The 12,458-nt window shown below is 40.2% G+C and carries 9 protein-coding genes and 4 tRNA genes; 9 read left to right on the forward strand and 4 right to left on the reverse strand.

Annotated features, from left to right (window positions below; translation table 11 throughout):
- Window positions 1-225: 225 nt before the first annotated feature.
- From EPB74_RS05125 to EPB74_RS05140, 4 genes are all read right to left on the reverse strand, one after another.
- Window positions 226-1,014 carry an SDR family NAD(P)-dependent oxidoreductase gene (locus tag EPB74_RS05125; protein WP_274903144.1) on the reverse strand — a complete coding sequence of 263 codons (789 nt, stop codon included), beginning with the start codon at window positions 1,012-1,014 and terminating at the stop codon, window positions 226-228.
- Between the two features lie 215 nt (window positions 1,015-1,229).
- Window positions 1,230-1,757 carry a hypothetical protein gene (locus tag EPB74_RS05130; RefSeq protein ID WP_274903145.1) on the reverse strand — a complete coding sequence of 176 codons (528 nt, stop codon included), beginning with the start codon at window positions 1,755-1,757 and terminating at the stop codon, window positions 1,230-1,232.
- A gap of 180 nt (window positions 1,758-1,937) precedes the next feature.
- Entirely contained in the window at window positions 1,938-4,922 is a 2,985-nt protein-coding gene (gene polA / locus EPB74_RS05135; RefSeq protein WP_446740019.1) for a DNA polymerase I, read from the reverse strand.
- A gap of 213 nt (window positions 4,923-5,135) precedes the next feature.
- On the reverse strand, window positions 5,136-5,549 hold the full coding sequence (locus EPB74_RS05140; protein WP_274903146.1) for an Ohr family peroxiredoxin: 414 nt from the start codon (window positions 5,547-5,549) through the stop codon (window positions 5,136-5,138).
- 288 nt (window positions 5,550-5,837) lie between these two features.
- Here EPB74_RS05140 and EPB74_RS05145 point away from each other — a divergent pair, with 288 nt between their 5' ends.
- The 9 genes from EPB74_RS05145 to EPB74_RS05185 form a co-directional block, all read left to right on the forward strand.
- Entirely contained in the window at window positions 5,838-6,758 is a 921-nt protein-coding gene (locus EPB74_RS05145; protein ID WP_274903148.1) for a hypothetical protein, read from the forward strand.
- 250 nt (window positions 6,759-7,008) lie between these two features.
- Complete coding sequence (locus tag EPB74_RS05150) at window positions 7,009-8,604, forward strand: peptide chain release factor 3 (RefSeq protein ID WP_089555099.1); 1,596 nt, start codon at window positions 7,009-7,011, stop codon at window positions 8,602-8,604.
- A 209-nt stretch (window positions 8,605-8,813) separates the two neighbouring features.
- On the forward strand, window positions 8,814-9,668 hold the full coding sequence (locus EPB74_RS05155; RefSeq protein WP_274903149.1) for an RsiV family protein: 855 nt from the start codon (window positions 8,814-8,816) through the stop codon (window positions 9,666-9,668).
- Between the two features lie 81 nt (window positions 9,669-9,749).
- The gene (locus EPB74_RS05160) at window positions 9,750-10,742 is read left to right on the forward strand and encodes an FHA domain-containing protein (RefSeq protein ID WP_274903150.1); all 993 of its coding nucleotides are present in this window, start codon (window positions 9,750-9,752) and stop codon (window positions 10,740-10,742) included.
- Window positions 10,743-11,283: 541 nt separating this feature from the next.
- Window positions 11,284-11,359 (forward strand) — tRNA-Thr (locus EPB74_RS05165).
- Window positions 11,360-11,424: 65 nt separating this feature from the next.
- A tRNA-Tyr gene (locus EPB74_RS05170) sits at window positions 11,425-11,508 on the forward strand.
- Window positions 11,509-11,593: 85 nt separating this feature from the next.
- A tRNA-Gly gene (locus tag EPB74_RS05175) sits at window positions 11,594-11,667 on the forward strand.
- A 105-nt stretch (window positions 11,668-11,772) separates the two neighbouring features.
- Window positions 11,773-11,847: transfer RNA gene (locus EPB74_RS05180), tRNA-Thr, on the forward strand.
- 505 nt (window positions 11,848-12,352) lie between these two features.
- The coding region (locus EPB74_RS05185) for a GTP-binding protein (protein WP_244656565.1) at window positions 12,353-12,458 on the forward strand (106 nt) is incomplete at its 3' end.

Genomic DNA, 12,458 nt, shown 5'->3' on the forward strand with positions numbered 1-12,458 from the left:
GCTATTTTGTATGGTTATCATCATTGCCTCTAGTAGTAAGCTGTCACAAGAAGGTAAAAATATGTAAGAGGCACATTCATTTGAGCTGTTAATTTGCAAGACGTTATAATCATCCTAGGAAAAATATATACCAACGAAATAGGGTTCTATTGATAAAAAAAGGCTACCGAAATTGGTAGCCGTTTAAATGTTCTCACGTTATCTATGTAGCTTTTAGCGACTAATTTATTTAGTACCAATTTTACTATTGATAAAGCGCATCAATGAGTCAGGAGCTACTTGCGATGCTGTGTGTAGCATTTTAGCTGGAAAGCCAATAGGATAATGGGTGCGTGAAATCTTACGATTCGGTTTACCGCTTAGCTTGCATAAGGTTTTGGCGACATCATCGACGGTTAAATTGATACCCAAACGATCGATACTTGTAACACTAATATCTTTTGTCATATCAGATTTTACCCATAATGGCATGACGTCAATTACTTTGATACCCAGCTCAGCGTATTCAATATTTAATCCTTCGGTCAAACCGCGTACAAAAAACTTACTGGCAGAATAAGGAGCAACTTCAGATTGACCATAAATCGCCGAGGCAGATGAGACGTTAATAATTTTACCGTCTTTACTATCTGCTAAATGAGGGGCTAACTTATGACAGCCGATAAGAACGCCTTTACAGTTGATATCAATCAATGACAACTGTTTATCCAAATCAGTATTGGGTAACGCGCCACTCACCAAGACGCCCGCATTGTTAATCAATACATCAATGCCATCAAAGTTGTCCATCATGTGATCAATGGCAGTATCCCACGCTTCAGGATCAGTAACATCAAGATGGCCATGGACGATACGATTGTCTTTCAGGGCTTTTTTAAACGCTTTATCATTAATCGCTTGCTCAAGCTCAATCGTGTCAATATCAAATAGACCGACGCTATGACCTTTTGCGACCAGTCGTTTGGCCGTCGCTAAACCGATACCGCGTGATGCACCTGTAATTAATATATTCATAATGACTCGCTTAGTAGTGATTAATAGTAGTTATTAATAGTGATTAATGATGACTGAATAGAAATGTCATATTAAATAATGGTTTTAACCATATATTAACTATACATTTATTACCCATAGTAAATCCAACTATTGTTCTTTTATTTAACTTTTAGTATAACAAATCATACATAAGCTTTTAGCACTAAGGTGAATTGTATCACTGCTGATGCTTTTTATACTTTGCATGGTGCATATAGCTTATATGATAAATGTCTTTCTAAATCAATGGTTTTGAAACGCCACAAATAAACCAATGCAACAGCATAGACGCCCGTCTCTGCGATTTCTTCTACTATTTGTCCAATGCTTTCAGGAATAATGATAGTATTCTCGCCCATATATTCTAGTATTGCTAAGGCCACTACGATGAGATACAAAGAAGCTGGCACGGATTTTAATACTGTCCAAAGATAACGCCATGTATAAGCTAATAAGCCAATAATAGACAGATAAACGACTAAAAGAATAGCGTCTTCCCACCAGTCATAAGAATGATTTAACAATGAAAAATTACTTGAAATAAATAGCTCTGGCAGATAGTTTAACTCACGACGAATCACTGCAAAAAATATCAATACTGATGCCAGCCAAAAATAAAGACCTTGCTTGCTCTTACTCTGTAGAACGTACTGCGTGCAACGTAATATACAAGCTATCAGTAAGATAATCCCGGGGATTTCGATAATGCCATCTGCAGCCAAAATAAGCGCTCCTGATTTTTAGAATAAAAAAAGTGAGCGCAGCGGCTCACTTTAGACTAAAAGGTAATTTGTGAAGGAATAAGATAGGTTTATTATACCAACAATGATAATACGCGACTGTTTTTTTAGTTTGCGCTGAGAGAGTCAAGTATCTTAAGCAGCGTTACAGCCATTTAAGAGTTAATGCGCCTCGTCCCAATTTTGACCACTATCCGTTTCGACTAATAATGGTACAGCAAAGTCTACATCCCAGCCTTTTTCAACAGCAGTCGTCGTCAAGACATCTTGCATCGCATCGGTAATTAATTGGCTAATATCATCAACCTTATCTGCATCGACTTCAAACACCAATTCATCATGGACCTGTAGTAGCATTTTTGCCTGAGACTTTGGTAATACTTTATCGACAGCAATCATCGCCAGCTTAATGAGGTCAGCAGCTGAGCCTTGTAGTGGCGCATTAATAGCAGCGCGTTCAGCCCCTTGTTTGACCATACGATTGCTATGATTGATATCAGGGGTGTAAAGCTTGCGACCCAATATGGTTTCGACATAGCCTTGCTCATAAGCACTGGCACGAGTATTGATCATATAGTTTTTGACACCTGGGTAACGCTCAAAGTACATATCGATATAGTCTTGCGCTTCGCCGCGACTCATCTGCAATTGCTTAGCAAGTCCAAAGGCGCTCATGCCATAGAGTAGACCGAAGTTAATGGCTTTAGCATTACGTCGCTCAGTTGAGCTAACATCAGCAACATCTTTCCCTAACACTTCAGAAGCAGTGGCTGCGTGAATATCCAACCCTTCATTAAAGGCGTGAGTCAGGTTTTCATCGCCTGAGAAATGCGCCATCAATCGCAGCTCAATTTGTGAGTAATCCGCCGCCAAAATAACGCGACCTTTTGGCGCTATAAAAGCTTGACGTATCAAGCGCCCAGTTGCAGTGCGAATTGGAATGTTTTGTAAGTTGGGATCCGTGGAAGATAAGCGCCCAGTGCTGGTCAACGCTTGATGATAACTGGTATGCACACGGTCAGTTTCGCTATCTGCGACATTATCAAGGGCATCGGTATAGGTGCTTTTTAGTTTAGATAGGCTACGATATTCTAGAGTGATATCAACCAACGGGTGATCGATTTTTGACAATACCGCCTCGCCAGTTGAGTACTGACCAGACTTAGTTTTTTTGCCACCAGCAACACCAAGTTTCTCAAATAGCATCTCACCAAGTTGTTTAGGAGAACCCAGATTAAATTCCTCGCCAGCCACTTCATACGCGCGTTTTTCTAAAGCGATAATTTCTTCATCAAAGCGTTTTGATAGCTCGTTTAAAAATGAGCGTTTGATTAATATACCGTGAGCTTCCATCTGGCAAAGTATTTCAGCCGTTGGGATTTCTAGCTCGTGTAGCAGCTTAGAGTTATTTTCGTCATCGGCAAGTTTTTTGCTAAAAATATCAAATAACTGATAGGTAATATCGGCATCTTCGCAAGCATAGTCACTGGCAATATCAATAGCCACTTGATCGAAACTCACTTGTTTAGCGCCTTTACCTGCGACATCTTCATAGCTGATGGTTTGAGTTTGTAGATAATGCCGTGCCAAATCATCCATGCCATGACGGGTAATCGCGGCGTTAATGACATAGCTGGCAAGCATGGTATCCATCGCCCAGTTATTGGGCTGCTCGTGTAACGCACCGATAAGGTCGATATCATAATGACTGAGAATGTGGGCATCGTATTTTAAGTGTTGACCGATTTTACCGATATTTGGATTTTCTAAAATTGGTTTGAGACGTGCTAATACTGTATCGCGATCAAGCTGTTTGGTGATTAGCTCATCACCTTCTAGACTATGAGTCAGCGGAATGTAATAAGCTTCATGTGCTTGCACCGCAAACGATAGACCGACGATTTGTGCCTCGCGCCAATAGACGCTGGTGGTTTCAGTATCAATAACAAAATGCGGCGCAGATTCTAATAGCTGAACCAGGCTGTCAAAGGCAGGCTCGTCTAAAATAGTATGCCACGCTCTATCATGATTTTTACCGTTTTGGATATTCTCAATTTGTGATGATTGCAAAGATTTAGCGATTTGTGCTTGTGATTCGGCATTGGCTTGGCTTTCTGCGACACTTTGCGATCCATTAGCGTTGGCAGGATGGTTCGGATGATCAAGCGATGCCAGCTCGTTTCTAAATTCAAGCTCATTATATAACTCACGTAATTCATCTATATGGGCACAAGGGTCGGTATTGATTTTTAAATCGTTCCAATCTTGACCGATATCTAAGTCCGTCACGATGGTCGCCAGTTTGGCATTGAACGGGATATCATCGGCGTGCTCAATCAAACCCTTTGCACCGCGACCTTTAATAAAGCCAATATGCTTTAACATATTAGCGATATCACCATATTCTACGAGCAAGTCTTTCGCCGTTTTTTTACCAATACCGGGCACGCCTTTGATACCGTCAGAGGCGTCACCCATCAAGGTTAAAAAATCAATCATTTGGTTGGGGTTAATACCGAATTTATCGATGACTGCTTGGGTGTCAGTTACTTTGCCTGTAAAGCTATCCTCTAATATGACGCAATCATTGACCAGTTGCATCATATCTTTATCGCCGGTTGAGATGACCACATGATGTCCTTGCTCGACCGCACGGTGAGCAAGCGTACCGATGATATCATCGGCTTCCGCCCCTTCAATGCGTAACAGTGGAATACCTAATGCCGTCACCAAACGATGGATATAAGGAATTTGCTCTAATAGCTCTATATCGATGGGTGGACGGGCGGCCTTGTAATCAGCAGACATATGATGGCGGAAAGTCGGTGACTTGGTATCAAAGCAAACCGCCATATGGGTAGGATGATAACGACGCATCAGCTTTAGCAGCGCATTAAGCGTGCCACGGATAGCGTTGGTTATCAGTCCTTGCGAATTTTGCATGGTTTTTGGCAGGGCGTGATAAGTACGAAACAGATAATAAGAGCCATCAACTAAAATAAAAGGTGGCTGGTCTTTGTCGACGTGACTGGTGTCCATGGTTGCAACATTTGGCATGGTATCGAAGTTAGGCAACGCTTTAGGATCGAGTGCTTGGTGGGAATTGTGGTTACTGTCTGTTATGGAATTAGGCATATTATCAGTCATAAAAGTCACTTATCAGCTATTAGATAAAAATATGTGCTTATTATAACGATAAAATCAGCGCGTGCCGAACTGCTTAAAAGTTATGAGAGGTTCTAGCATCAATAGTTTTTATCATTAAAATAAATAAATTTAACCAAACATAAAAAAAGAACCCAGACCAGCTGAGTTCTTTTATTTATTAATATCGTCGTTGTTGCTACTGAGAGTGAGAGCTTATTTCACTTCTGAAGTCACTTCACTATCGATATTGCCGTGAGTGGCTTTAGAATACGGGCAAACTTTATTGGCTTTTTCGACTAGCTTTTGAAACTCATCAGCCGATAAGTCAGTGTTCTCACCAGTCACATGAATTTTTGCTGCTAATTTAAAATCAAGACCTTCACCTTTAAGTAAATCTACCGATACTTCAGTAGTAGAATCAAATTTTGCCTTTTCCGCCCCTTTGACTGCAGCAAGTGCACCATCAAAGCAAGCAGCGTAGCCCATAGCGAATAGTTGCTCTGGGTTATTACCATCTTTACCAGAACCAGGTGCAACCATATTAATCGTCAAATCGCTGTCTTGAAGGCTAGCGCTACCTGCACGGCCGCCAGTTACCGAGGCTTTAGTAGAATATAGGGTTTCCATGATTTATCCTTTTATATGAATTGTTGTCCATCATTTTTTAGATCGTGTTTTTTAAGTCTTGTTATAGCTAGTTTTAAAATAGCCCATCTAGCATAACAGAGCATCAGGCAAGCTTTATATAGCGGTAGTAAAAGTATGCTATGAATTTGTAAGTTCACCTTCTAAGTTTAGAATCCAAATAGTAAGTTTGCTATAACTCGTCGTTACAGTAGAGTAAACTAGGTGTATAAAATCAGATTTATAACAACCATAATTAGTGATGCTAGTATTTAAGAAGGACGCTGGAAAATGAATAAATTAATAATGACACCTATTGCACTCTCGTTATTGGCGTTTGCGCTTACAGGCTGCGGTGAGGGTGAAGATGCTATTTTTGGTTCGGGTAGCAGTAATGAGATTACGGTTTCTAGCTTTGAAGGTAACTCTAATAACATTGCGCGCATCAATGAAAAATACCGCACAGGGGATCACAATAGCGAAGTTATTAATATTATAGGTAACTATAATAGCCAAGCAATTAATACGCTAGATAAAACAGTTTTGCTGAACAGTTTTGAAGGAACACTAGAAAATAGATATATTGAGGTGAATGGTCTTACGGTCAAACGTTCTGTTTATCTTAAAAACAGCAATACTGTTTTAGATTATAAAATCACTTATAATAAAGTTGATTTATCAGGACGCAAAGCTGATAGCTATAAAGCTGGAAACAGTACAAACAGTAGCTCTGGTATTCGTACCGCCTTAAATACTTACTCAAAAATCTCAGCTAATGATGCCAATATTGCCTTTCCAGAGGGTTCTATCTGTTATATACCAGTAACCACCAGTGAGCGTGAGTTTTTAGCCTTTAATGCCAAAAACGAAACCAGCTATCGAACGCTTAATGACTGGCTTAATGTAGCGAAAAATCGCTTTAACGATAGTCGTCCATCGCAAATTAAAGAAGGCTTTGGAGTAGGGATAAGTAATCGTCAAACAGCGTCACAGGTCAAGTTTTTTGCCACAAACGACGACCCAGAATATATTTACAGTGCTGTTGTCTATGCCTACAATACTAGTAATCGTATATATGAGACTGATTATGTTGCTAGTGGCACAACTGGACCTAACGCGAATGAACGTAACGGATTAGTTGACTGTACACTTTATAATGATGTTGCCGCTGACTTTCTAGCAAAAGAAATAGCAGATAGTTATAGAAAATAAGTTCGTTATAATAATGCTTGAAATATATTAAGTAATCGAAATTAAGGCGATAAAGTAGTTAGATATACTACTTTATCGCCTTTTTTATTGTTTCATTGTACTGACTTTCATCTTGATAAAAGTCAGCAAAAATAGCATCTTGACTGTAAATCCGCTACAATACGCGCATCAAAATTCATCCTATTTACTATCATCTCTTTTATTACATCCTGCTATTTTTCTTCCAAAATTTAACGATAAGTTACTCATTATGAGCGTAGATCCAAAGAAATTAAATAAAGAAGTGGCTAAGCGCCGCACCTTTGCTATCATCTCGCATCCCGATGCGGGTAAGACTACCATGACCGAAAAGCTGCTGCTATGGGGTCAAGCCATTCAAGTAACTGGCGAGGTAAAAGGTCGCAAAACCGACCGTCATGCGACGTCAGATTGGATGAGCATGGAGCAAGAGCGTGGTATTTCTATTACCACCTCGGTCATGCAGTTTCCCTACCAAGAGCACATGGTCAACTTACTTGATACCCCTGGTCACGCCGACTTTAGTGAAGATACTTATCGTACGTTGACCGCAGTAGACAGTGCGCTAATGATGGTTGACGGCGCAAAAGGCGTTGAAGAACGTACCATCAAGCTGATGGAAGTCTGCCGGATGCGTGACACGCCCATCATCTCCTTTGTTAATAAACTCGATCGCCAGATTCGTGAGCCACTTGAGCTACTTAGTGAAATTGAAACGGTTTTGAAAATTAAATGCATTCCGCTAACGTGGCCGATTGGTATGGGTCAAGATTTCGTCGGCGTTTATCATTTAACTGAGAATAAAACTTATCTTTATGAAAAAGGCCATGGCGGTGAAATTACTGTGGCTGAGACTCGCGAAGGTTATGACTATCCTGATATCCGAGAACGCTTGGGCGCGCTGATGTTTAATTCATTTGAGGAGTCTCTTGAGCTAGTACAAATGGCGTTAGAGGACTTTAGTGTGGAAGCGTTTTTAGCTGGCGAGATGACGCCAGTATTATTCGGTACGGCACTCGGTAACTTCGGTGTCAATATGGTACTTGATACGCTGGTGAAATACTCACCACCACCAAAAGCGCATCCGACTACTGAGCGTGAAGTGGCAGCAACAGAGACAAGTTTCAGTGGCTTTGTCTTTAAGATTCAGGCCAATATGGATCCGCGTCACCGTGACCGCATTGCTTTCTTACGTGTCTGCTCAGGCAAGTACGAAAAAGGCATGAAAATGAAGCATGTGCGTTTGGGTAAAGAGGTGCGTATTGCCGATGCCTTGACCTTTTTGGCAGGTGACCGTGAAACGCTAGAAGAAGCGTATCCAGGTGATATCATCGGTCTCCATAATCATGGCACGATTTCTATCGGTGATAGTTTCACTGAGGGCGAAGAGCTGAATTTCACCGGCATTCCACATTTTGCCCCTGAATTATTCCGCCGCGTGATACTAAAAGATCCTCTCAAATCAAAAGCTTTACAAAAAGGTCTACAGCAGCTGAGTGAAGAGGGTGCAACTCAGGTCTTTATGCCACAGATTAACAATGATTTAATCTTGGGCGCTGTGGGTGTACTACAGTTTGAAGTGGTTGCCCATCGTCTCAAAGAAGAATACAAAGTCCAATGTATCTTTGAGCCAGTATCGATTGCGACCGTACGCTGGATTCATTGCGATGATGAAGTGGCGTTGGCTAAATTTAAGCGTAAAGCCCATGACCAATTATCTTTAGATGGCGGTGGTTATTTGACGTATCTTGCGCCATCACGAGTCAACTTGCAGTTGATGCAAGATCGCTATCCAGAAGTCACCTTTAGCAATACTCGTGAGCACTAAAATCAGCCTGCTAATCACTCTTTATGCTTAATTTTAAAAGACACGCCTATCGTGTCTTTTTTATTGCTTATGATTTATTCAAAGAGCATATTACTACTTTGTAATAAATATTAATCACTCGAAAATGAAAACAGTGTTCCTACAATATAGAACAGTTGTTACGGTAGAATATCAATAAACCTTATATGTATACATATTAAAGAGGCTATATGAAATCTGCAACCCAACTTCATACTAATAAGTTAGCAGCAGCCCAGCCGTTAGCGCTAAAGACTGGCTGGCTGCGTCTAATGGGCGTGTTAGGTAGTGGGGTGCTATTTAGCGCATTAAGCTTGTCAGCGCATGCTGGTAGCCTTATTAGTAGCACTGATTATTTGGATTATGAACTACCCAAAAAGATACAGGAAACTTGCCTTCAGCGTGATAGATGCCCAGAGATTGAAGTCAAATATCTCAAGACCAATCATAATTGGATAAATGATATCACCAATGAGCGCATCAATAATCTAGTCGTTAATAGCAAGCCTACTGAGTCAGCACCTATCACTACTAAAAGTAATCAAGCAGACGTCAAGAGTGCCATCGATAGTTTTGTTGTTTCGCAGTTCGCTGATTTACCTGAAGATAGTGTGTTTGTTTATAACTTGATAGTGACGCCTGAATATTTGGGTCACGTCAATGATTTTGAGATGTTCGAGATAAGTTCATATGTCTTTACCGGCGGCGCTCATGGAATGCCTTATAGCGAATATTTAGTGTTTGACCAAAAGACTAAAAAGCAAATCCAGTTGGCAGATATGTTACAAACGGGTAAAAAATCACGATTTAAAGCGTTGGCTTATAATGCTTACAAAGACTGGGTGAAAACAGTCGATGAAGACGTTAGTAGTTATGAGAAAAACTGGCCGTTTACTCTGAGCGATAACGTGACATTGACGGATAAAGGGATCGATATTCGTTATCAGCATTATTCTATTGGCCCATATGCTTATGGTATGCCAGTGCTGAGCATTCCTTACAGTAAGCTTGGCGGGATTATAAAACCTAACTTTATTCCTAAATAATGAAGATATTACTTCATGATATTTACGACAATGATTTAACGATAGCCATTGGACATTTAATAAACAATAAGGAGTGATAGCATGACGAACCATACAGATAATGTGAATACGGCAGCGAAAGATACGTGGCAGCTTAAGGCGTTAACAGAGGCACTCGGTGACCTGACATTGACGATAACTGACAGTCTATCTGTTGGACGAGGTAACGATAATGATGTAGTGCTTGGTAGCAAGCAGATATCACGTAATCATGCCGTGTTGAGCGTCTTAAACGGTAAGTTGTATGTAAAGGATTTGAACTCATCGAACGGTACATTTATCAATGATGAACGTATTGAAACCAATGAGTCTAAGTACCTTGAAGCCGATGATACACTTGGATTTTCAAGCTTTAGCTTTCAGGTAAGCGCACTGGCTACTATGGAACATGAGCCAGCAGTTGCAGATAAACCAACTTTGATGTTGAGTCCTGATACTGAGATAGCGGCTATTGTTGAAACAAAACCGGTCGTTAAAGAAACAGGGATTGCTGACGTTTTATCAGCTACAAATAACTTGCAACCTGCACCGGTTGAAACGGCTCCCGCTATTACCACAATACCTGACAAATCTAGTGTAGCCGCTGAGCAGGAAGCGCTGACAGCTATAGAGACTGCTCCGACATCGTCGACAGCCTCTGTTGATAACGAGCTACCCGTCACGCAGCCAGTGTTATCTGAAGAATCAGCGGTACGCGAAGAACTAATCTCATATGAAGAACCAACTTTACATGAAGAAGCAATAGTTCAGGCAGAGCATGACAAAACCACCACAACTGCCCTGCAAGAAGAAGCTGATCCTGATATTCTACGCGCGAAACAGGCAGCCACAGGACAGTTTTCAGGCACTGCCAATCTAGGCCAGTCTAGTGATCTCGGTACGACAGGCAACAATGCCATGGATCAAGCCATTAGTAATCCTGCCAATGCAGGTTCGGTCGAGAAAAAGCCTAGTGGAAGTTGGTTTATATGGGTTTTCCTTGCCATTATTATTATCGGCTTAGCGTTATGGTTATTTAATACGGGTATGGTATAGGCAATATTTGATAGTAAGGCAGTATTAATCATGTACTGCTCAATGATAAAAGTGATCGTCACCTCACTTTAATATCTTATAGTCAGTTCAATGTCAAAGCGGTATAGCGGGACTGGGATGGTTTTTTTGCAGCCTCTGTCTACGTAGGCACAGTAAGAAAGAAAAATTCATTCCAGTCTAGCGTCATAAAACAACGTACCTAATTTATTGGGTATAGACTATTGCAGCATATGATGAGTAAGTTTCATCTGTATTCACTGAATCTGTCGTAACTTATAAGCATTAATGGTTGGTAAGTTTACATAATTATTTTGAGAATTAACCGATAGATGGTAAGTCAAAAAGAAGCCAGTGCTTATATTTTTGGCTGACAAAGTAAATGGTTTAATAAAGAGTCATACAATTAGTTATTTAACGATAATAAAAACTCTATTATAATCAATTGCTTGAGTTTTTTTATGAAAATAAAAGCAAAAAAAGCAAAAAAGGGCTTGCGTCTGTCAATATATTTGATAGAATAGCCACCACTTTGAGAGAACAAGCCGACTTAGCTCAGTTGGTAGAGCAACTGACTTGTAATCAGTAGGTCGCCAGTTCGATCCCGGCAGTCGGCACCATCTCTTTCAAAGTAGCTTTTTATGAATTTACTTTAAATTAAAGTTATTTTATATCAAGCAATCTAGGTGGGATTGGGGAGCGGTCAAACCCAACAGACTGTAAATCTGTCGCGAAAGCTTCGAAGGTTCGAATCCTTCTCCCACCACCATATTTTTTCTAAAGTTTGTCTTAGCGCCAAGCATACTCTATATCTTTAACGACTTTATATAAAGTCAATGCCGATAAGAGTAAATGCGGGTGTGGTATAATGGTAACACCTTAGCCTTCCAAGCTAATGACGCGGGTTCGATTCCCGCCACCCGCTCCATATATGCACCATCGCAAAAATTATCAATAATTCATCACGACAGTCAGTTATTATCGCTGTATCGTGATATTTTTTTTAGTGCAACTTACTGGTTGGCTAGAATACGCTCATATAGCTCAGCGGTAGAGCACTCCCTTGGTAAGGGAGAGGTCTTGAGTTCAATTCTCAATATGAGCTCCATTTATTGTTACAGGCTTTTATATTTGCTTTGCTACTTTCACACAGAGCCTTGCGTCGATATCGAAATTATAAAATATTGAAAAATTATAAATACAGTGTGGCAAATAATGATTTGAGGGTGACACTGAGGTGTTGCCTTTTTGTGCTGTCAGTTTATTAGTAAATGCTACACTTATTTATCTTTTTAAGATATGAACAAAGTACAGCGAGATAAAGTTGTGCAACAGCGCTGCTATATATTAGCCTGTTGTATTCAATAGATTGAAAAGCACGTATAATGCCCTTATTTATAGGCTTAGTATCCAGACGTATGAAAGTTATACATAAGATATCAGCGCTATCATAGATTTTTAGTTAACAAGTTTTATCGTTAAAACCTAAATTTTGTTAGCTATATAGAATAAACATAGTGTCAACGGTTTGATGGTCATACATCAAAAGCCGTCAAACAGTTATTTACCAATCTTTGATTGATAAATATTCACCAAAAAAAGAGGAAATACCCATGGCAAAGGCCAAGTTTGAACGCGTAAAACCACACGTTAACGTCGGTACCATCGGACACGTTGACCACGGTAAAACAACCCTTACCGCTGCTATCGCAACTGTAG

Source organism: Psychrobacter sp. DAB_AL62B, assembly GCF_028895345.1.
GTDB lineage: Bacteria > Pseudomonadota > Gammaproteobacteria > Pseudomonadales > Moraxellaceae > Psychrobacter.